Source organism: Congregibacter litoralis KT71 (assembly GCF_000153125.2).
In the GTDB taxonomy this organism is placed as follows: Bacteria; Pseudomonadota; Gammaproteobacteria; order Pseudomonadales; family Halieaceae; genus Congregibacter; species Congregibacter litoralis.
On the sequence record NZ_CM002299.1, the window covers coordinates 1,912,198 to 1,933,528 of the forward strand.

A 21,331-nucleotide genomic window follows, 5' to 3' on the forward strand; every position below is an offset into this window, starting at 1 on the left:
ACCTGTCAGCTGCTGGCGAGTTTGGGTTTGACGGCGGCTTTTCGCACGGGGCGTTTCGCCTTGGTCTTAGCTTTAGTCTGGGTTTTTGCTTTAGTTTTTGCTTTAGCTTTTGCCGGGGTCTTTGCTTGGGTCTTTGTCTTGGACCTGGTCTTAGTCTTGGCGGCGCTCGTACTTTTTGCCTTAGCTTTGGCTTTGCTCGGGCTGGCGGTCTTCGATTTCCCAGGAGCCCGGGTTTTCGTTTTGGCTTTGGTTTTAGCTTTGCCTGTGGCTCCTGCTGGGGCCTTTGCCGGGGCGCGGGAGCCACGCCGTTTGTCGCTGGCACGACGGCCCGCGCCGCTGATACCGGCGACGTTTTCCAGTTCGGCGAGGGCGTCCTCAAGATGGTCGATGATGCGCTGAATCTGGGGCATGGACCTGCGGCAGGCCACAATGCCGAAATCCAACTGGTCGTGATAGCTCACCAGGGTGATGTTCATAGCGAAGCCATCGAAAACGATGGACGCAGGGTACATGCCATCCAGTCGTGCACCCTGCCAATAAAGAGGCTTGCGCGGCCCGGGTACGTTGGAAACCACCGTGCTGAAGGCCGGAAACTTGGAGCCCAGGCCGAGGATAGAGGTTAACAGCGCGGGAAGCTGGGTCAGTTGCATGAACAACGCCCCCTCTGCCGGGGAGAGCTCCCGCAGCAAGTCCTTCCCCGCGCGCATAGATTCCTGAATCGTGCGCAGACGCTTTTCCGGATCGTAAACATTGGTAGCCATATCGGCGGTGATAAACCCGATGGCATTGCTGGAATCCACATCGCCTTCTTCGCGCAGGGAGACCGGGGCCATGGCTTTCAGGGAATGGAGGGGCAGTTCATCCCGGGACAGGAGGTAGCGACGGAGGGCGCCGGCGCACATGGCAAGCACGATGTCATTGACCGTGGCATCCATGGCCTTACAGACATTTTTGACGCGATCGAAGGCAAAGGTTTGGGCGACAAAGCGACGGGCACCGGAAACGCGGGTATTGATCGAGGTTTTAGGGACGTTGTGCCAGGGCACTGCCAGGTTGCCGCTGCGTCCGACAAAGGCCAGACCAAAGCGTCGCATGGCCGTTGCCAGATTGATGCTCGAGTCGTACTGCTGCTTCAGGGCCTCCAGAACATTGCGCATGTCGCGCTTGCTGGGGTTGCCTGCTTCAGGCCTGTTGCCAAAGCGGGCCTGTTTGTACACTTCGTAGGCTTGCCGGGAGTAGGGGGCATAGCTTGGTGATTCGTCGGGCTCCTCGGAGCACATGGCCTGTGTGATGTGCATGGCGCCCACGCCATCGATGGCGGCGTGATGGACCTTGTTGTACACGGCAAACTGCCGGTTTTGCAGTCCTTCTATGATGTGCAGCTCCCATAATGGCCGGGTGCGATCCAGCAGGGTCGTATGCAGGCGTGAGGCGAGGGCAAAAAGTTCACGATAACGTCCGGGACTCGGCAGTGCCGAATGGCGGACATGGTAATCCATGTCAATGTGCTCATCCGTCTCCCAGAACAGCCCTGACTTTCCCGAGACGACGTACTCGCCAAAAGGCTTGCGGAATTCCGTGCTCTCCCGCAATAGGGTTCGGACGGAGGTGAGAAACTCCTGCTCATCAGCACCCTCGGGCAGCGTGAAGAGATTCACGCCCCCGACGTGCATGGGGGTCTCACGTTTCTCAAGAAGGAGAAAGCCGGCACTTGCCAAATCTATTCTGCGCATTTTTTTATCCCTTATTGTTGGGCGAATCCTATAAGCTTTGCGCCTGTGATGTAAGCGGTCCCCACAAACCGGGACTGTGACAACACTACACCGCAAACACCAATCAGGTAAATCGGGAGAACCGTAATGCATCGGAGTTTCTGGACAGCTTTATGTCTGTCGGTTTTCAGTATTTCTGCCTCTGCTCAGATAGAAAGCGAGCACGCGCAGAAGACACTGGAGATCTACAGGACCATCGTGGAGGTCGATACCTCCAAAACAATGGGCAATACCATTCCTGTGGCGGAGTATCTCGCCGGGGAGCTCATCGCCGCGGGCTTTGCGGAAGAAGATGTCCGCATTGTTCCCAAAGATGGATTCGGCACGCTCATTGCCACCTATCGCGGCGATGGTAGTGCTGGCGCCAAGCCCATACTGCTACTCGGGCATATGGATGTCGTTGAGGCGCTGGCCGAGGATTGGGTGCGTCCACCCTTTGAGCTCACTCAGGATGACGTGAACTTCTACGCCCGGGGCACCATCGACAACAAGTTCGGCGTCGCCCAGCTCACGGGTACCATGATTCGTCTCAAGAAAGAGGGCTTCGTGCCTGACCGTGACCTCATGCTGGTTTTTTCCGGTGATGAGGAAAGCGGCATGACCACAACCCGCATGATGGCCTACGAGATGCCCGAGATTGCTGAGGCGGAATATGCCCTGAATTCCGACGCCGGCGGCGGCGCGCTTACGGCAGACGGTGTTGCGGTGAGCTACCGCGTGCAAGCGGCAGAGAAAACCTATGCCACCTGGCAGATCACCGTGCGCAATCCCGGTGGGCACAGCAGTCGCCCCCGGGACGACAATGCCATCTATGAGCTCGCCGCGGCGGTGAAAGCCATCGAGGCCCATCGTTTTCCCGTGCGCTGGAGCGAGATGACGCTCTCCTATTTCCAGCAGACGGGCGAAAAAATCGGCGGGGAGCTGGGTGATGCCATGGTGCGCTTTGCCTATGACCCCGAGGACGAGGAGGCGGCGGAAATGCTCCGCAGTGAACCCTCCTATGTCGGCACCACCCGCACCACCTGCGTGGTGACAATGCTTGAGGCCGGCCATGCGGAGAACGCACTGCCCCAGTCCGCCACCGCAACGGTCAATTGCAGGATCTTTCCCGGCGTATCCGTTGCCGACATTGAGGCGGAGCTCAAATCGGTGGTCGGCAACGAAGAGGCCGAGTTCGTGCTTCTGGGTGATCCCACGGAGAGTCCGATTTCAGAGATCCGCGCTGATGTCATGACCGCCGTGGGTAAAGCGGTGCACAGTCGCTATCCGGGTCTGGATCTCATTACCTACATGGAGTCCGGGGGTACCGATGGTATGCATTTTCGTAAAGCGGGTATTCCTACCTGGGGTATCTCTGGTGTGTTTATGAATCCGGATGAGATGTTCGCTCACGGCTTAAACGAGCGGGTGCCCATCAAAGCCTTCTATGATGCTCTGGATCATTGGTCCGTGATTATCCGCGAGCTCACCACTCCCGAGTAAAGACCGATGGAGCCCGCCGCTTCACGCGCCGGGCTCTGTCTTTGCTTCTGAAAGAGCTGTGCTCTCAGGCTTCTGTGCTTTGGGGCGCAAAGCTGTCGCTGCTGGCTTCCTTTAAGTGGATATAGACGGGATCGGCCGCTGTTGCCGTGAGATAAGACGCTCTTTGCGGCAGGGGAAATAATTCGTCGTAGCGGCGGATGGTCATCTGGTCAATGCGGCGGTGAATGTGGGAACGATTGAGCTCTCCAGGTGACTTGAGTCCCGCAGAGGACAGCAGATCGAGGAGGGCATGGAGAGTTTCTGCCTGAAATCGGGCGACTCGCTGACCCTTGTCCGTAACATCCAGACCCTGAACAAGATGGGGGTCCTGGGTCGTTACTCCCGTGGGACAGCGGTTAGTGTTGCATTCCAGGGACTGGACGCAGCCCAGGGCCAGCATCATGCCGCGGGCGCTGTTGCAAAGATCCGCGCCCAGGGCCAGGGCCTTGGCCATGTGGAAGGCGGTAATAATCTTCCCCGACGCGATCACCTTAATGTGCTCGCGAACCCCAAAACCCTCAAGGGTGTTGACCACAAAGGCCAGGCCGTCACGCAGGGGCATTCCCACGGAGTTACTGTATTCCAGGGGGGCGGCGCCCGTGCCACCCTCGCCGCCGTCAACGGTCACAAAGTCCGGTGTGATACCCGTCTCGAGCATAGCTTTGCAGATGGCAATGAATTCGCTTTCGCGCCCCACGCACAGTTTAAAGCCGACGGGCTTACCCTCGGACAGCTCTCGAAGTTGGGCCACGAATTCCAGGAGGCCCCGGGGACTCGAAAATGCACTGTGCGCCGAGGGCGACACGACTTCCGTGCCCACGGGCACCTGACGGATGCGGGCAATGAGCTCCGTGTTCTTGCTGGCGGGGAGGATGCCGCCATGTCCGGGCTTGGCGCCCTGGGACAGTTTGATTTCGATCATCCTGACCGTCGGCAGGGTGGCGGTTTTCGCAAAGGCCTCGGGGGAGAAACTACCGTCGCTCGCGCGGCACCCGAAGTACCCCGTACCGATTTGCCAGACCAGGTCGCCGGCGTGTTCGAGGTGGAAATCAGATACGCCGCCCTCGCCGGTGTTGTGATAGAAGCCGCCGGCGGCTGCGCCGCGGTTCAGGGCGCGCACGGCGTTGCTACTTAAGGATCCGAAGCTCATGGCCGATATATTGAGGAGCGCCGCCGCATAGGGCTGGGTGCATTGGGGGCCACCGATGCTCACCCGGGGGTCGTGATCCAATTCGCTGATGTTTCGGGCCGCGATGGAATGTCCGATCCACTCATAGCCGTCCCGGTAGGTATCCAGTTTTGTGCCAAAGGGAATGGAGGCAAGATCACCTTTGGCGCGCTGGTAGACGATGGCGCGAAACATGCGGTTGATGGGTGCGCCGCCGACATCGGATTCCAGGAGGTACTGCCGCACAAAGGGGCGCAAAGATTCCAATATCCAGCGGCCTCTGCCCACGAGAGGGAAGTTGCGACGGATGCTGTGTTGCGTCTGCTGCATGTCGTAAATACCCACACAGAAGCTGGTGAGCACCAGAAGAAAGAACAGCCAGAGCAGCAGGCTGTGCAGGCCGAGGAAGAAGGGGATGCTGGCGAGGAGCAGATGGACGGTAAAAAATGCCGCACGGGACACAGGCGTTTCCTTAGGTAAACAACCAGGGGGTTAAAGCTTCATGGTTTTCCAGAACAATCTGTTGAGCGAGGGGGTTGTCCTGATGCGCCCGGGGATCCAGCTGCAAGAGCTGTAGTTGATAGTTGACCAGGGTCGCGCGGGTTTCAAGGCGGAGCTTACCGTCGCTCATGCCGTAGTCATGGGCGATTACCTCCTGTTGCGCCTTCGAAAGCCGCGGATCGGGGGTCACAATGATGGTGACCCGCTGCAGCCAGTCACTGTCCTGATCCTCACCGTAGGTGGAATCGTCGAGTATTTCGGCATCGCCACGAAAACGACTCAGCACAAAGTCGCGAAAGCCCTGGTTTTTTTCACACCAGGCACGAACGTGCCAGCGATAGCCGGTAAAGACCAGCGTGTGCGGGACAATGATACGACCCTCGCGATCGGGATTCTTGAGCGATACATAGTCCACCTCAAGACGCTTCCGGGCACGGGCGGCCTGGATCATGGGACGAAGTATCGACGGCGCAACATCCCGCCCCGGCGGTGTGAGCTGCTCCACGTTTGCTGTCGCAAGGGGGAGGGATTCAAAGACGCCCATGAGCTGCTCATCTCTACTCATTAGATGAAGGTATTCGTCGGCGGTGCCTCTGGTCACGCGGGGGACAAAATCTGCGCTGGGACGATAGCCTTTGAGGTACTTGTCGTAGCTGATGTTACCTGGCGCTATTTCCCGGAGATAAAAATTAATGTCCTTGCTGGCCTGCTGGCGGCCGATTCCAAAACAGCGCGTCAGGTGCCCCGTTGTCAGGCGTCCTTCCCACAGACTGATGGTTTCGATGTAGCGATACCTCAGGAGGTGGTCCCAGCGATAGGGCCAGAGGTCCATGCTTAACTCCTAAAGTAGCCCTAAAGCCCTGGCACAGCCGGCAGCTCTACGAGGCAATTTTTTAAGACTCTTTATCCATGCAACGGGTGCCGCAACGACCGCTTCAGTGATGCGTTGATGCCAAACTGATTGTTAAGCGATACACAATGGAAAACCCGCTTGTTTTGCCCGGTAAGGGCGACGAGCAACCCTCGCTTCTTAGCGAGGGTCGTCGCTGATGGCCGCTGGTTTAGCTTTCGCCCATTTTCTTCATGGCGTCTTTGGCACCGGCTTCTGCATCGTCCATCATGTCTTTGGCTTCGGACTCGGCGTCGTCCATCATGTCATTCGCCGCGTCACCGGCTTCGTCCATCATAGAACTCGCTTGATCCTTGGCGTCGTCGGCCATGTCACCCATTTTATCGCCGGCGTCATCTACCATGTCGCCCGCGGAATCCATCGCATCCTCGGCGGCATCACCCATGGAGTCCATGGCGTCGCCGGTCGCATCAGCTGCGCTGTCGGCCATATCACCCGCTTTGTCCATGGCGTCATCGGCCATTTGAGCAGCGGATTCTGCTGCCTCTTCGGCGGAGCTCTTCGCTTTGTCCATATCTTCTTTACTGCAGCCGCCCAGGGTGAGGAGGAGGGCAGATGTGGCAACTACGCCAATAATTGCTGTGCTTCGCATGACTATTCCTTTTTGCTGTGTGTGTCTGAGTAAGTCTACCCGATGGTTTCTGCATGATCGTACTATGCCTGCTGAGTTCGCAATTTTCGCTGGGGCTGGCCAAACCCGGCTAACGTTAGCCAAAGACAGCCACAAACAGCTAAGCCCCAACCGCGCAACAGGCATAAAGTGACGGATGACGCAGAAACGCTAAGGAGAAGTTAACGGCAAGCGCCGGCGAGGTAAAGGGCTAATAATCTGCGGTTTATGCTACGAGTTGAGCATAAGAGGCTCAAAAGCGACTAAAAAGGGGCCCATAAAGAGGTGCATAAGAGAAGCATACAAGCCACCGCGCAGGCGTCGCCCAGGGGATTCTCACCGAGCATTTACCAGCAATCGCGAGGGCTATCAGAGCGGATCCTTGGGATCTACGGATTTCCTAGCTGCTGTAGCGTGAGACGGGAGAACCTTGTTCGCGGCTTATAGTGATCTAGGCGGGCGTTTACGCGTACATTACCTCAGAGTCCATCTCGTGCTAACGCATGGGGGTATGTGCCGGTTCTCGCTGGCTTTTGCTGAGGCTGTCATGTCCGTTGGTATATTGCGGCCGGCATGTATGAATGTAGCAAGACCTAATCTATTCAGGAGTAAGTTCCTCATGTCCAATGCTTTAACCGTTGTTCTTCGTTCTCTGCTTGTGATGGTGTTTAGCCTGAGCGCCGTATCTGCGAAGGCAGAATTGAAAGTGGGCGATATGGCGCCAAATTTCACGCTTCAGGCATCGGATGGAGAGACCTACGATCTTGCTGACTACCGCGGCAAGCAGGCGGTCGTGCTGGCGTGGTTCCCCCGGGCATTTACTTCCGGCTGTACCGTGGAATGTAAGAGCCTCGCTGAAAACGGCGATGAGATTCGCAAGTTTGATGTTAGCTATTTCATGGCGAGCACCGATCCCGTGGACAAAAATGCCGCGTTTGCCGATGAGACCAAGGCAGATTTCCCCTTGCTCAGCGATCCCGATGGCGAAGTTGCTAAAGCCTACGGTGTGTTCACCCGGGGTTTCGCCCGGCGCTATACTTTTTATATCGATGTTGATGGCGTAATAACACATATCGACACGGCGGTTAAGCCCAGTTCCTCCGCCGAAGATATGATCGCTAACCTGGAGAATCTGGGAGTCGCACAGCGCGATTCCTAAAATCTCGCTGGCGATTCACGCAAAGGATCCAACGTTCACGGTATAAGCGCCTACGGGAGTAGAATACGCGCCCACCGAGGGTTAGGGCGCTATGTGGTTCACCCGATCAACGCTAAACAGGCTCTTCTTGTTGGCACTGCCTATGGTGGTGTCCCAGGGAGCGCTTGCGCTTATGGCCTTTGCGGACCGCTTCTTTCTTTCGCGGATCAGTCCGGTCCACGTTGCCGCCTCCCTCGGGGGCGGGGTCTCTTTCTGGGTATGTCTGTGCTTTTTTAACGGTATTGCGGCCTATGGTAACGCCATGGTTGCCCAGTACTTTGGCCGCAAGGACATGCGCAGCTGCCCCCGTGTTGTAACCCAGGGCATTATTCTGTCCGTCATCGCCATGCCCATGCTCCTGTTGATGGCCTGGCCTATGTTGTCCCTGTTTGAGTGGATGGGACATGCGCCGGAGCAGGTGGCCCTGGAGAAACCCTACTTCATGACCTTCATCATGGGGAGCTTTTTCTTTCTGGTAAAAACCGTGCTGGCGTCCTATTTCTCCGGTATTGCCCGTCCGAGGGTCGTCATGATCGCCGATCTTATCGGCGTGTTTCTGAACATCCCCCTGAGCTACCTCCTGATCTTCGGCCGCTTTGGTCTGCCGGAACTCGGCATCGTCGGCGCAGCCCTCGGCACCGTCGTGGCCTGCCTCCTGTCCATCGGGATCTATCTGCTCTTTTATTTCAATCCCATTCACGCGCGGCGTTTTCATGTGCGTAAATCCTTCGTCTACATGCCGGGCATCATGCGCCGCTATCTACGCCTGGGTTTGCCCTCGGGTTTTGAGGTGCTCATTGGCCTGGGGACCTTCAACGTGTTTTTGCTTCTGTTTCAATCCTACGGCGTCGCCGAGGGAGCGGCCATGGCCATGGTGTTTAACTGGGACATGCTGTCCTTCGTGCCCCTCATGGGTTTGAACATTGCGCTCATGAGCATGGTGGGGCGCACCGTGGGCGCAGGGGATATGTCAAAAACCAACGAGGTGATTGCCTCGGGCTTTGTTATCGCCGTGACCTATTCCGGGCTCATGGGGCTTATGTTTGTTATCTGGCGCGAATCTCTCCTGGGGGTGTTCGCCACCCCGGGCTCGGACTTTGCGCCCATTCTCGCCGTGGGAGCACCAATGATGGTCGGCCTGGCCACCTATGCCGTGGCCGATGGTCTGATTCTGGTCTGTAGTGGTGTGCTTCGTGGCGCGGGGGATACCCGGTGGCTGTTGATCACTTCGGTGACCGTCCACGTGTTAACCATGATTGTTCAGGTATTTGTCATCACCGTCTGGAAGCTGGAGCCGCTGGTGAGCTGGTGGGTCTTTGTCAGCATGCTGATTATTAACGCCCTGCTATATCTCTGGCGGGTGCTGGGTTCCCGGTGGCGTCATCCGGATCGTCTAGCCCGGGTGATGGCAGAGTAAGCCTATTAAAGCCCTGAGGTAGGGGACACTCCTGCCCTGACACCCTCTTTTAGATGCTGGCAATGCGCCGAAGAAGCCCCAGGGTGTGCCGTGACTGCTCACGCCTGAGGAGCATCTCTGCGATTTCCTGATCGATACGCTCCGCGACCGTTTCGCGCCAGGCCCTCAGCTTCTTTACTCCCGGGGGGCGTGCGCCGGGTTTTGGCAGTTCCAGCGGTTCACCAAAGCTCAGATAACTCGCCTGAGGCCGGGGCAGGGGCGTACCGAAAGCACCGCGGAGCAACGGCGGAATTGCGTCAGGGCGCATGTTCTCCGACCAGAGTCCGCCCTGCTTCAGCAGCCTGACGATCTGCTCGCTGTCCAGGAGGTACTCGTAGAATTCATCCGGTCCCACCAGTCCAAAGGGCACGATGGTGTAGCCAAACTCGGCGGCCAGGCGAATGAACCCCAGGCGCTCCTTCCACTGCAATTGATAGCGATCGCGACTGGGTTTTACTGCCTCGTGGGCGCCACCGGGAAAAACCAGAATATCCTGATCGTGAGCCATAAGCGCCCGCGCCACATCGGGATGCCCCATGGTGGCACCCCGGCGCAGAAGCGTTTTGGCGATTCGCGGCTGGGTGAAGAGAAACTTGTCGCCCATAGGGCGCAGGAAGCGGCCGTATTCCTCGAGGAGCACCGGCAGGATGACAAAACCGTCGAGGCCGAAGAGTGCGTGGTTACCGATAAAAAGACAGGGCCGGTCCGGAATACGCTCCGTGTTATGAAATTCCGGGCGAAACCAGAACTTGGAAAAACGATAGATAAGTTTTTCTTCGAGGCCCCGCGGCGGCTCCGTCGCTATGGCCCGGTTAATGTGCTCACGCAATGCCTCCGCCTCAGACAGGGGATTACTGTCCCGGGAGAGCGGGGTTTTTACAGCCATGGAGGTTTCCTGACGCTTAGGGAGATAAAGGGCGCGCGAGTATATCGCGCCTGCGCTGTTCTATGGCAGAGCTCACAGGCCTGCCACGGCGGGCATGCCCGCGTACCAGGGGTGCGCCCAGACCAGGACTACCACTACGATGGCAGCAATGGCGACCGTGACCACCTCGGCAATGACGCCCGCAGCGGCGGGTTTTTCCCAGGCGCCGTCTCTGCGATTGATGACCAGGATCTCCAGCACCGACCATAGCGCGAGGCCGCCAAAGAGCACCAGGGAGCGGGAATCGCCGTTGAGGAGTAGATGCGCAACGGCCCACAGTAATACCGCCGTGAGTTGCGGATGTCGGACAATGCCCTTGACCGCCGAAGGGCGGTTGGAAACGACGAGAAGATAGATGGCCAGGATGGCCAGTGCCGAGGCGAAGCCGCGTATAGCGGAAGGGGTGGTATAGAGCCAGGCGCTATCGCTGGAACGCCATCCGAGGACGATCAGCGCCATGCCGGCCACGGTGAACACCGTCACCAGGCCCTTGAGCGGGCCTTCTCCCCAGCCCTGCCGGGCAGCGCTCACCTTGTCGGGAGCAAGCCCCAGAAACAGATGGGTTCCGGTGAAAAGTACAACCCCTGCAACCAGCAAGATCATGCCCTGAGCTCCGTGCCTACCGAATACGGACCCGGAGTCTAACAGCAGCGGCGGAAAAAGTGCCGAGTAGTCTTAAGGCCGCTTAAAGGGAAAAGCGCTCGCGAAGAAAACGGGCGATACCGTCGGCGTCATGATGTCCGATGACAGAGGTGGCAGCGGACTTTATATGCGCTTTGGCATTTTCCGGGGCGTAGGCCTCGTCTGCCGTCTGAAACATGCTGAGATCGTTGTCACTGTCGCCGAAGCAGATAACGCGCTGAAACCCCAGCTCTTCCTTCACCACGGTGACGGCGCCACCTTTACTTCCCGAGTGGTGGTGGATGTCGATCCAGTTCAGGCGTCGATCCTCGATGGCGACGCCCATGTAGGCCACAAGGTGTTCCTCACTCTCCACCATCTCGGCAACCGCGTTGATGGCGGTGTCGGGACCGATAGCGCTGATGTTGGTGATGTCGGCGTCCGCGGGAAGATCGGCAATGGGCAGCACCGGCAGGTTCCGCTCTTTTTCAAAACTCCGGATGAGCTTGTACTCAGCCTTCTGGCGCACCGGCGGATGATAGACAGCGTGACGGTTGCCGGGCTCCAGGGTGAAGAAGAAGGGGGTGACGTCTTTATCCAGAAACGCCTCTGCGACGTGGCCGATCTCCTGAATCGTCAGGAGATGGCTCGTGCTGTAGCTGTCGAGATCGGGGTTCCATATCATTACGCCGTTTTTATAAATCTGCGGCAGTAGAAAACCGTGGCCGTCAAGAATGTCGATGGCACCGTGGAGCGCGCGGCCCGTGGCCACCGTGTAGGCGATACCCTCGGCCGTTAAACGCCGGAGTGTTTCCCGAGTGTACGCGCTTATCTTCGAGGACTTGTTGAGTAAGGTGCCGTCGAGGTCAAAAACAATAAGATCCATGGCGGGATTATAGCGGTATTGTGCCGCCCGGGTCCTGCGCCGGGCATCCATTTCCCGGGAACTCTGCTATCTTTTCCATCTTCGAGGCAAAAGCATCACCATGAGCAGACATCCGACCATCAAACAGCTTCGCTACCTGTGCTCCGTCGTGGAGCACGGGCATTTCGGTCGTGCCGCCAAGGCCTGTCACGTCTCCCAGTCCACGCTCAGTGCGGGTATTCTGGAACTCGAGGAGGTGCTGGGCGCCTCGTTGCTGGAGCGTAACAATCGCAGTCTGGTGCTGACGGGCCTGGGCGAAGAGGTGGTAGAGCGTGCCCGCGGATTACTTCTTGACGTGGAGGACCTCGTGGCCCTCTGCCAGGCGTCCGCCGAGCCCCTGAGCGGGCGTCTGCGACTCGGCGTCATTCCCACCATCGCACCGTTTCTCCTGCCGGGTCTGCTGAAATCCCTGCGTAGCGACCATCCCGAGTTCACCCCTTTTATCCGCGAGGATCTGACGGAGCCCCTTGTTGATGCGCTCCACCGGGGCGAACTGGATTTGCTTCTCCTCGCCTTACCGGTTCAGGCGGATGGGGTGGAGAGCATGCATTTGTTCGACGACCCCTTTTTTCTCGCATCTCCCGTTGATCATCCCCTTGCCGCAAAAAGTGATCTCGACACGGGAGATCTTCAGGGGCAGGAGCTCCTGCTTCTGGAAGATGGCCACTGTCTCCGGGACCATGCTCTCGAAGCCTGTAAGCTTCGCGGCAGGGAATACACCGTGCCCTATCAGGCAACCAGTCTGACCACCGTGGTGCAGATGGTAGCGAGTGGTATTGGCGTGACCCTGGTGCCCGGCATGGCAGTCACCGCTGGCGCTCTGGCGACGGCCGATGTGACGGTAACGCCCTTTGCCGATCCCTCGGTGAAACGCGACATTGGTTTGATGTGGCGAAAGAAAACGCCGCGGCAAACCGAGTTCAGATTACTGGGCGAATATATTATGAAGCGTCAGGACCAAGGCTGAACCGCCTGTGCGATGGCAGTCAGCGTAAAGGACACTGCCCGTCGCCATCGTGCGTCCTACCTGCTGCACTCGCGCCCCCGCCGAGTCTAGTCTTCGCTGTCCGTGCGCAGGGAACTGCCACAATGGCGGCAGTAGCGGGCATCATCTTCGTGGCCCGCCCGGGAACATTGGGGGCAGTTGAGGGGAGTGCGATGGCTGTGGCGTTTCTCGATGATGTTTGCCGTGAAGATGCCCGTGGGCACGGCGATGATCGCGTAGCCCACCAGCATGGCCAGGGATGAAATCGCCCGTCCCGCTGCGGTGACCGGCACCACATCGCCGTAGCCCACGGTGGTCACCGTCACGATGGCCCAGTAGACGCTCACGGGGATGTTATCGAAGCCGTTATTGGGGCCTTCCAGCACGTAGATCAGACAGCCGAAGACCACAATGATGGTGATGACAATGGAGAAAAAAACGAAAATCTGTCGCCAGGAATTACGCATGACCCCGGCGATCTGATTGGCCTCGTGAAGGTAGCCCACCAGCCGCAGAACGCGAAAAACCCGGAGCACGCGCAGGAGCCGGATGATGAGCAGGGGCGCGGTCTGGGGAATGATGATCGCAAGATAGCTGGGCAGGATCGCGAGAAGGTCGATGATCCCGTAGACGCTGAACAGGTAGGCCCGACGGTTTCGCGCGATCCAGATGCGCAGGAAGTACTCGGCGGTGAACAGCAGGGTAAATCCCCACTCGATGCGCTGGAGCAAGTCACCGTATTCCCGATGAATATCGGCAAAGGAATCTATAATGATGACGCTGACGCTGACGCTGATGAGGATGGTGAAAATCAGTATCAGGTCGAACCACTTTCCCGAGGGCGTGTCCGTGCCAAAAATAACTTTGTAGAGGCGGGCCTGGAGCGCCGACTGTTCCCGCTGGGTCATGAGGCTTCGCGGAGCGCGAGGAGCGCCTCGATGACGGGCTGCACGATGTCGGTGATCATCGGCTGAGCTTCCACCGTCGGATGAATGCCGTCCTGCTGCATCAGTTGCTCTTCTGTGGCGATGCCATCCAGAAGAAAAGGCCCGAGGGTGGCGCCCGTGTCTGTCGCGGCCCGCTCAAAACTTTCTCTAAAAGAGCGGGTGTAGCGGGGGCCGTAGTTGGGCGGGATCTCCATGGGCAGAATCAGTACCTCGGCACCCGCGGTCGATGCGGCCTCGGCCATAAAGCTCAGGTTCGCCTCGAGTTTAGACGTGGGGTAGCCGCGCAGGCCGTCATTGCCCCCCAGTTCAATGACCACCAGGTCCGGCGAGTGTTCCGCCAGAAGCTTTGGGAGGCGTCGGGCGCCCCCCGCTGAGGTGTCGCCGCTGATACTCGCATTGATGACCTGCGCGCCGGGCCAGCGCGTTTGCAGCCGTCGCTCCAGAAGGGCAGCCCATCCCTGTTCCAGGGACATTCCGTAGGCGGCACTGATACTATCGCCGACCACGAGAATGCGGGGGCGCTCCCCTGCAGTGCTTTCTGCCCTGGCGAGCTGACCCGTTAGCAGCAGCGCCAATCCAAGGAGCAGACCCACACGTAAAGCGTGCAACAAAGGAGCACTAATGATTACTGCAGAAAATCTCGGCAAGCGGGTACCCATGGCGGACGGGGAGCTTGCGATACTGAAAGGGATTAACCTTGAAATCAAGTCGGGAGAGAGCGTGGCGATCATTGGCGCTTCGGGCTCGGGCAAATCAACGCTCCTGGGATTGCTGGCGGGCCTCGATATTGCGACTGATGGCTGCGTGCGCATTGATGGCACGGATCTTAAGGGGCTGAGCGAGGACGGTCGGGCAGCGCTGCGGGGGCGCGACGTCGGTTTCGTGTTCCAGTCCTTTCAGCTGCTCCCGGCCCTCACCGCTTTGGAAAACGTCATGCTCCCCCTGGAGCTTCAGGGGGATGGTCAGGCGGGAGAACGGGCCGCCGATTATCTGGAGCGCGTGGGACTCGCCGATCGGCGCGATCATTACCCCCGGCAGCTGTCCGGTGGTGAGCAGCAGCGCGTGGCCATCGCCCGGGCCTTTGCCGGCTCCCCGCGTATCCTCTTTGCCGATGAGCCCACGGGCAACCTTGACAGGGCAACGGGGGAGCGGATCACCGACCTCCTCTTTGGACTGAACCGGGAGGAGGGCACGACCCTGGTGCTGGTCACCCATGACCTGCAGTTGGCCAAGCGCTGTGCCCGGCAGCTGCAGATGGATAGCGGCGAGCTCAACGAAGTAGAGACCGCCTGATATGACCCTGCTCTTACGTATGCTCGTCCGAGACTGGCGGGGTGGTGAGTTGGGCGTATTGCTGGGTGCTCTCGTGCTCGCAGTCACCATGGTGTCCGGGATCAGTGGCTTCGCCTCAGCGCTCAAGGCGGCACTGCGTCAGGAAAGCCACAGCTTTCTGGCGGCGGACCTCGTGGTCCGGGATGCCCGGCCCCTGCCTGCTGCCTGGCTCGAGGAGGCCGCTGACCGGGGCATGGAATCGGCACAGACCCTGAGCTTCCGGTCCATGGTCTTCGCTGGCGAGGAGGGGGTGGTACTCGCCTCGGTAAAAGCAGTGAGTGACGAGTATCCCCTGCGCGGCGCACTCAAGCTTAGCGATACGCCCTTTGGCGAGCTTCGGGAGCACCGGGGCGCACCACCACCGGGCTCGGTCTGGATCGAGCCCCGGTTATTCGCCCTCCTGGACCTGGATATCGGCGACACTGTGGGTATCGGCGAAGCGGACTTCCGTGTCGCCGCAGCGATTCGCGGTGAGCCGGACCGGGCCGGTGGGTTTTTAGGGGTAGGTCCCCGGGTGATGCTCAACACCTCGGATATTCCCGCTACCCAGGTCGTGCAGCCCGGAAGCCGCGTGAGCTATCGACAGCTCTTTGCGGGAGAGGCAGATGCCGCGGAGGCTTTTGGCCAATGGCTGGAGGCTGCCGTGGCTCCAGGGCAGCGTCTGCAAAACGTGGAAACCTCTCAACCTGCCGTGGGTCGAGCCCTGGCCCGCGCGGAGCGGTTTTTGCTCCTGGCGGGGAGTCTGGCTGTCATTCTTGCCAGCGTCGCGGTGGGTCTCGCCGCCCGACGCTATGCCGAGCGGCACCAGAACTACGTGGCGCTGCTAAAAAGCCTCGGAGCAGATTCCCGACGTGTCAAAAGTCTCTATGCGGCGACCCTGGCGCTGACCTGGCTGATAGCCCTGGTCCTGGGATGGTTCCTCGCCTGGATTCTTCAGGTTATCGCGCTTCAGTCCTTCGCCGAACAGCTTACGGTCGTGCCTTCCCTGTTCCAGCCGCGACCCTATTTCATCGGAGCGGTCACGGCCCTCGTGTGTGTCATTGTGTTTGCCTGGCCGTCTCTGGGCAGGCTTACGGCGATCAGTCCCTTGCGGGTCTTGCGCAGTGATATGCCCCTCCACCACAGCCGGGAGCCCGGCGATTACCTCCTGGGGCTGGCAGCAGTCTTGTTGCTCATGTGGTGGTACAGCGCCGATCTTCAGCTCACGCTCATCGTTCTCGGAGGATTGCTGGCGGTAATTGTGATCGGTGGGCTCGTGGCGCTTTCGCTGTTGCGGGGCGGTCGGGCGCTGGGTATGCAGGCGGGTAGTGTCTGGCGTCTGGCCCTGGCCAGTCTCCAGCGTCATGGCCTGGGTAACGCCCTGCAGCTGGTGGTTTTCGCCGTCGCGATTATGCTGCTCTTGCTTTTGGGCCTGCTGCGGACCTCGCTCCTTGAGGGCTGGCAGCAGCAAGTGCCCGAGGGCGCTCCCAATCATTTTTTGCTCAATCTTGCACCGGAAGAGCTGGGATCCGTAAGCACGCTCCTTGATGACCGCGAAGTGAAGCGGGAGAAACTCTATCCCATGCTCCGGGGACGCCTCATGGGGATCGCGGGCGAGCCCCTCCCTATGGAACCTGAAGAAGAGGACGGCCCGTCCCAGCGGGAGGCGAATCTCACCTGGTCTGCGGCGCTGCCTGACGGTAACGAGATCGTCGAGGGACGCTGGTGGGAGCCGGGAGAAACCGCTGCGGTGTCCGTAGAGGCGGAGTTTGCCCAGCGCTACGGTATGAGCGTAGGCGACACGCTTAGCTTTCGCATCGGGGCGGCGGAGTTAGCAGTGACCGTCACCAGCCTCCGTACCCTGGATTGGGAATCCTTCAAGCCGAACTTTTTTATGGTGTTTCCCCCGGGGCTTCTTGAGGATTACCCCGTGACCTATATGACCAGCTTTTACCTGCCGCCGGAGCAAAAATCCCTGTTAAATGAATTGCTGCGTCAGCACCCCACGGCAACGGTCCTGGAAATTGACGCGATCATGGCCCAACTTCGCAGCACGCTCGCGCAGGTGTCCACGGCCATTGAGCTGGTGCTGTCGTTAGTGCTTCTAGCGGGAGTACTGGTGCTCATCGCCGGGGTTCAGGCGACCGCGGATTCGCGCCTGCGCGAAAGCGCCTTGCTGCGAGCTCTCGGGGCGGGGCGCTCGCATATCCTGGGCAGCGTCGCTATCGAGTTCATTACCCTGGGAGTCATGGCGGGCGTGCTGGCCATTGTGGCGGCCGAGGGCGCATTCTGGGCCTTGCAACGTTTCGTACTGGAACTGCCTTACACGCCGACCCCCGGGCTGTGGCTGCCCACGCTCCTGGCCGCGGCGGTTCTCATTGGCGGTCTCGGGCTTTGGAACTGTCGGCGGGTTGTCTCCGTTGCACCTGCAGAGGTATTGCGGGACGCCTGACGTCTGGGGTTAAGGATAAACAGCGTGGTGGAGTTTGGAAGGTTTATAGAGCCTCGCCAGGCTAGGGAGTCTCGTGGTCTCTCCGCCGAATGCCATTGATAAAGGCGTTGACGGAGACATCGATTTGTCGGAGCAGATCGACGTGCTTACTGAACAGGCTCGGGGTGTCCACGCGCAGCGTTGCGACGCCATGGATGCCTGCCCAGGATGCGTTGGCCAGATACAGCGCGTCCTGTTTTTCAAACTCGCCGTTTTCCATGCCGAACTGCAGAATCGATTGGACGAGGAGCAGTGTTTCACGACTGACGGCCCGTAGCTCCGGATAGTCATCACTGGGCTGCACCAGGGGGCCAAACATGAGTTTGAAGATCTGTTCCTGGCTGGCAGCGAAGTCCACATAGGCCCGCGCGACGAGGCGAAGCTGCTTTGCGGCGCTCTCACTCCCGGCATCCCGGGCCGCTCCCAACAAAGCCAGGAGCTCCCGGTACCCACGGGTGGCGATGGCGGCGAGGAGCGCCTCCTTACCACTGAAGTGCCGATAGGGAGCGGTTTGGGAGACCCCCAGAGAGCGTGCCACGGCGCGCAGACTCAGCTGCTCTGCGGGCGTGTGGCGAAGCTGCTCGGCGGCCTCTGCGAGCAATTCGGCCCGCAGATTACCGTGGTGATAGGCGCGCTGACTGGCTGCCTGAGTCATGAAAGACCGATGCTATCGATCAGGGCAGAAGGTCTGCCACGGCATCGCGTTCTTCCGTGAGCTCCTGCTCCGTCGCCTGCATCCGTCCACGGCTGAAGTCATTGATTTCCAGACCCTGCACGATGCTCCAATCGCCTCCGCTGCAGCGACAGGGGAAGGAGTAAATCAGGCCCTCGGCGATGCCGTAGGAGCCATCGGAATAAACGCCCATGGAAACCCAGTCACCCTCTGGAGTACCCAGCGCCCAGTCGCGCATGTGATCAATCGCGGCGTTAGCGGCCGAGGCTGCCGAGGAAGCGCCTCGAGCTTTGATAATAGCTGCGCCGCGCTGCTGTACCGTGGGGATGAATTCGTCCTCGTACCACTGCTGCTCAACGGCATCTACCGCCACCTTGCCGTTTACTGTGCTGTGGTGCAGGTCGGGATACTGCGTGGCCGAGTGATTGCCCCAGACTGTCATGGTGCTGACCGCTGTCACGGGCGCGTCGAGTTTCTGGGCAATCTGGGTTTTGGCGCGGTTATGGTCGAGACGCATCATTGCCGTGAAGTTGCGGGGATCAATGTCCGGCGCGTTGCGCTGGGTGATCAGGGCGTTGGTGTTAGCGGGGTTGCCCACAACCAAAACGCGGATATCGCGACTGGCGTGATCGTTGATGGCTTTGCCCTGGACAGAGAAGATAGCCGCATTGGCTTCCAGGAGATCCTTGCGTTCCATACCCGGACCCCGGGGGCGAGCGCCAACAAGGAGGGCGTAGTCAGCGTCTTTGAAGCCGACATTGGGATCATCGGTGCAAACAATGCCCGCGAGGAGCGGGAAAGCGCAGTCATCAAGTTCCATGCGCACACCTTCGAGGGCATCCATCGCCGGGGTGATGTCCAGGAGATGCAGGATCACCGGCTGATCGTCGCCCAACATGGCGCCCGAGGCGATACGGAAAAGAAGTGCGTAGCCGATCTGGCCGGCGGCGCCGGTTACTGTGACGCGAACAGGTGCTTTCATGACAAACCTCTGGTGTCGGGAAGGGGGGTGAAAATACGCCGCGCATTGTCAACATTCAGCCCCAAAAAGACAAGTTGTGCGCTGACGCACCGCTGGACCTTGCCAACGCCGGCCGAGTACCATGCGCGCGTGTTTTCCCACGGGTTTTTATCGCGATGAGCCGCGATCCACGACGTTCCAGAACCGAGTTCAATAAACTGCATAAGCGTCTTCGGCGCCAGGTGGGCCAGGCCGTGGTTGATTACGACATGATCCGCGATGGTGAGCGCATTATGGTCTGCCTCTCTGGAGGTAAAGACTCCTATGCCATGCTGGATATCCTGCAAAACCTCCAGCGCAGCGCGCCCGTGAGCTTTGAACTCATTGCAGTGCATATGGATCAGAAACAACCGGGCTACCCACCGGAAATACTCCCTGCGTACCTCGATAAACAGAACATCGAGTACCACATCCTCGAAAAAGATACCTACAGCGTCGTGAAGTCTGTGATACCCGAAGGCAAGACAACCTGTGGGCTCTGTTCCCGTTTGCGGCGGGGTACCCTGTATGGCTTTGCGGAGAGCATCGGAGCCAGCCGGATTGCCCTGGGGCATCACCGGGACGATATCGTCGAAACCCTGTTTCTCAATATGTTCTTTGGCGGGACCCTCAAAGCCATGCCCCCCAAGCTGCTGTCCGATGATGGGAAAAACGTCGTCATTCGTCCCATGGCTTACTGTAAGGAAGCGGATCTTGCCCGCTACGCCGAGGAGATGCAGTTTCCTATCATCCCCTGCAATCTCTGTGGCTCCCAGGATAATCTCCAGCGCCAGGCGATCAAAAAGATGTTGGTGGACTGGGAGCGGCAATACCCCGGTCGCACGGAAACCATCTTCAAGGCCATCGGTAATGTGTCGCCGTCCCAGCTGGCGGATCGAGACCTCTTCGACTTTGGGAGCCTCAATGCAGGCGAGCCACAAGCACCGTCGGACACGGCGACGGCCCTGTCACGCATTACCGCGGTGAACCTCTAGCGCATGAGCGCGGGGGTGCTTCTGGAAGCGGTGGACCTGGGGATAGAGCGGGGAGGCCGCGATCTGTTTTCGGGCTTGTCTTTCAGCCTTTCGGCGGGGGATATCGTGCATCTGCGCGGGGAGAACGGGGCAGGGAAGACGACATTGCTCCGAATTCTCGCGGGTTTGTCGCGCTATGGATTTGAGGGTCATGTGAGCCGCGAGACGGCCTGTCTATATCTCGGGCATCACAGTGCGGTAAAGGGGCTGCTGTCCCCCCGGGAAAACCTTCGCTGGCATCCTTCAGGAGAGGCCTTCCCTGACGACACCGTGATTGACGAAGCTCTGACCGAGGTGGGGCTCTATGGTTACGAGGATGTGCCGGCAGCCCAGCTGTCGGCGGGACAGCAACGCCGCGTTGATCTGGCCCGGCTCTATCTCAGCGACAAGCCTCTCTGGCTCCTCGATGAGCCTTTTACGGCTATTGATGTTGCCGGTGTCGCTCGCCTCCAGCAGCGTTTTCTCGAACATGCCTCTAGGGGCGGGGCAGTGCTGCTGAGTTCCCACCAGGCGCTTGATGCTGAGGTGAAGGCGCGGGTGCTGGAGATATCCGGCGGCGGGACGCCATGAGCGGGGCAAGCTCGCGGAGCGTTTACGGCGCCTTGTTGCGCCGGCAGCTCACCCTGGCCCTGCGCAGGCCTGTGCAGCTTCTAAACCCCGTTTTGTTTTTTGCCATCGTCGTTGTGCTCTTTCCTCTTGGTCTCGGCCCCGCCCCGGACACCCTGTCAGTTTTTGCCGGAGGCATTCTCTGGATCGTGGCGCTGCTGTCGAATATGCTCGGCGCTGAGACGCTGTTTCAGGGAGATTACGACGACGGCTCTCTGGATCAGCTGCTCATCGCAGAGCAGCCACTGTATTTTCTGGTGATGCCGCATCTCCTGGTGCAGTGGTTGATCAGCGGCTTGTTGCTCGCGCTGCTTTCACCGCTCTTTGCCCTGATGCTGGGCCTGCCCTCCGCGGGTGTGGGGGTGCTTGTTGCTTCCCTCGCTCTGGGTTCCGGCGTGATGAGTGTGCTCGGCGCCATCGGTGCGGCGCTGACCGTGGGATTGCGACGGGGGGGGATGCTCGTGGCGTTCCTCGTAACGCCGTTTTACATGCCGGTGCTGATCTTCGGTGCCGGCGCGGTGCGTGCCGCCGTCGAAGGCCTGCCTTTCCTGCCCTATCTGGCGCTTCTTGGCGCTATGTTTTCCCTCGCCCTCGCTTTGGGGCCCGCGGCCATTGCGGCGGCGCTGCGGATCTCGGCAGATGCCTGACGGGGACCGGGACAAATCGCCGTCGGGCCG

General features: G+C 59.5%; 20 protein-coding genes. 9 read left to right on the plus strand and 11 right to left on the minus strand.

Going from position 1 to position 21,331, the window contains the following annotated elements; translation table 11 throughout:
* Window positions 1-5: 5 nt before the first annotated feature.
* Window positions 6-1,733: a WS/DGAT/MGAT family O-acyltransferase gene (locus tag KT71_RS08800; protein ID WP_023659496.1), complete on the minus strand. Its 1,728-nt coding sequence runs from the start codon at window positions 1,731-1,733 to the stop codon at window positions 6-8.
* A 126-nt stretch (window positions 1,734-1,859) separates the two neighbouring features.
* On the opposite strand from KT71_RS08800, the gene KT71_RS08805 reads away from it, so the two are divergent.
* Entirely contained in the window at window positions 1,860-3,254 is a 1,395-nt protein-coding gene (locus KT71_RS08805) for a M20/M25/M40 family metallo-hydrolase (RefSeq protein ID WP_008295770.1), read from the plus strand.
* A 64-nt stretch (window positions 3,255-3,318) separates the two neighbouring features.
* On the opposite strand, the gene KT71_RS08810 is transcribed toward KT71_RS08805, so the two are convergent.
* The 3 genes from KT71_RS08810 to KT71_RS08820 form a co-directional block, all read right to left on the minus strand.
* Entirely contained in the window at window positions 3,319-4,923 is a 1,605-nt protein-coding gene (locus KT71_RS08810) for an FMN-binding glutamate synthase family protein (RefSeq protein ID WP_008295769.1), read from the minus strand.
* A 10-nt stretch (window positions 4,924-4,933) separates the two neighbouring features.
* On the minus strand, window positions 4,934-5,794 hold the full coding sequence (locus KT71_RS08815) for a helix-turn-helix transcriptional regulator (protein WP_008295768.1): 861 nt from the start codon (window positions 5,792-5,794) through the stop codon (window positions 4,934-4,936).
* Window positions 5,795-6,023: 229 nt separating this feature from the next.
* Complete coding sequence (locus KT71_RS08820; RefSeq protein WP_008295767.1) at window positions 6,024-6,464, minus strand: hypothetical protein; 441 nt, start codon at window positions 6,462-6,464, stop codon at window positions 6,024-6,026.
* A 637-nt stretch (window positions 6,465-7,101) separates the two neighbouring features.
* On the opposite strand from KT71_RS08820, the gene KT71_RS08825 reads away from it, so the two are divergent.
* On the plus strand, window positions 7,102-7,641 hold the full coding sequence (locus KT71_RS08825; protein ID WP_008295766.1) for a peroxiredoxin: 540 nt from the start codon (window positions 7,102-7,104) through the stop codon (window positions 7,639-7,641).
* Between the two features lie 127 nt (window positions 7,642-7,768).
* Complete coding sequence (locus tag KT71_RS08830; protein WP_238549464.1) at window positions 7,769-9,097, plus strand: MATE family efflux transporter; 1,329 nt, start codon at window positions 7,769-7,771, stop codon at window positions 9,095-9,097.
* A gap of 49 nt (window positions 9,098-9,146) precedes the next feature.
* Here KT71_RS08830 and KT71_RS08835 read toward each other — a convergent pair whose 3' ends face one another.
* The 3 genes from KT71_RS08835 to KT71_RS08845 all read right to left on the minus strand — a co-directional run bounded on the left by KT71_RS08835 (window position 9,147) and on the right by KT71_RS08845 (window position 11,619).
* A complete protein-coding gene (locus KT71_RS08835; protein WP_008295763.1) occupies window positions 9,147-10,022 on the minus strand; it encodes a lysophospholipid acyltransferase family protein in 876 nt (291 codons plus the stop codon).
* Window positions 10,023-10,094: 72 nt separating this feature from the next.
* Window positions 10,095-10,664, minus strand: a complete 570-nt coding sequence (locus KT71_RS08840; RefSeq protein WP_008295762.1) for an NnrU family protein — start codon at window positions 10,662-10,664, stop codon at window positions 10,095-10,097.
* An 82-nt stretch (window positions 10,665-10,746) separates the two neighbouring features.
* Window positions 10,747-11,619: an HAD-IIB family hydrolase gene (locus KT71_RS08845; RefSeq protein WP_008295761.1), complete on the minus strand. Its 873-nt coding sequence runs from the start codon at window positions 11,617-11,619 to the stop codon at window positions 10,747-10,749.
* Window positions 11,620-11,668: 49 nt separating this feature from the next.
* On the opposite strand from KT71_RS08845, the gene KT71_RS08850 reads away from it, so the two are divergent.
* A complete protein-coding gene (locus KT71_RS08850) occupies window positions 11,669-12,574 on the plus strand; it encodes a hydrogen peroxide-inducible genes activator (RefSeq protein ID WP_008295760.1) in 906 nt (301 codons plus the stop codon).
* A gap of 86 nt (window positions 12,575-12,660) precedes the next feature.
* Here KT71_RS08850 and KT71_RS08855 read toward each other — a convergent pair whose 3' ends face one another.
* Window positions 12,661-13,500 carry an ion transporter gene (locus tag KT71_RS08855; RefSeq protein ID WP_008295759.1) on the minus strand — a complete coding sequence of 280 codons (840 nt, stop codon included), beginning with the start codon at window positions 13,498-13,500 and terminating at the stop codon, window positions 12,661-12,663.
* Window positions 13,497-14,150: an arylesterase gene (locus tag KT71_RS08860; RefSeq protein WP_274518437.1), complete on the minus strand. Its 654-nt coding sequence runs from the start codon at window positions 14,148-14,150 to the stop codon at window positions 13,497-13,499. Before KT71_RS08860 ends, KT71_RS08855 begins: the two co-directional genes overlap by 4 nt.
* Window positions 14,151-14,160: 10 nt before the next feature.
* On the opposite strand from KT71_RS08860, the gene KT71_RS08865 reads away from it, so the two are divergent.
* Window positions 14,161-14,832, plus strand: coding sequence for an ABC transporter ATP-binding protein (locus KT71_RS08865; protein ID WP_008295757.1), 672 nt, complete (start codon window positions 14,161-14,163; stop codon window positions 14,830-14,832).
* Window position 14,833: 1 nt separating this feature from the next.
* Window positions 14,834-17,302, plus strand: coding sequence for an ABC transporter permease (locus KT71_RS08870; RefSeq protein WP_023659498.1), 2,469 nt, complete (start codon window positions 14,834-14,836; stop codon window positions 17,300-17,302).
* A 61-nt stretch (window positions 17,303-17,363) separates the two neighbouring features.
* Here the strand turns inward: KT71_RS08870 and KT71_RS08875 are convergent, their stop codons facing one another.
* The gene (locus KT71_RS08875) at window positions 17,364-17,996 is read right to left on the minus strand and encodes a TetR/AcrR family transcriptional regulator (RefSeq protein ID WP_008295754.1); all 633 of its coding nucleotides are present in this window, start codon (window positions 17,994-17,996) and stop codon (window positions 17,364-17,366) included.
* A gap of 19 nt (window positions 17,997-18,015) precedes the next feature.
* Window positions 18,016-18,996, minus strand: coding sequence for a malate dehydrogenase (locus tag KT71_RS08880; protein WP_008295753.1), 981 nt, complete (start codon window positions 18,994-18,996; stop codon window positions 18,016-18,018).
* Between the two features lie 155 nt (window positions 18,997-19,151).
* On the opposite strand from KT71_RS08880, the gene ttcA reads away from it, so the two are divergent.
* Genes ttcA through ccmB form a run of 3 tightly spaced genes read left to right on the plus strand, consistent with a single transcriptional unit; the run spans window position 19,152 to window position 21,301 of the window.
* Entirely contained in the window at window positions 19,152-20,009 is an 858-nt protein-coding gene (gene ttcA / locus KT71_RS08885) for a tRNA 2-thiocytidine(32) synthetase TtcA (RefSeq protein ID WP_008295752.1), read from the plus strand.
* 3 nt (window positions 20,010-20,012) lie between these two features.
* Window positions 20,013-20,618, plus strand: a complete 606-nt coding sequence (gene ccmA, locus KT71_RS08890) for a cytochrome c biogenesis heme-transporting ATPase CcmA (protein ID WP_008295751.1) — start codon at window positions 20,013-20,015, stop codon at window positions 20,616-20,618.
* Entirely contained in the window at window positions 20,615-21,301 is a 687-nt protein-coding gene (gene ccmB / locus KT71_RS08895; RefSeq protein ID WP_008295750.1) for a heme exporter protein CcmB, read from the plus strand. Before ccmA ends, ccmB begins: the two co-directional genes overlap by 4 nt.
* The last annotated feature ends 30 nt before the right edge of the window (window positions 21,302-21,331 follow it).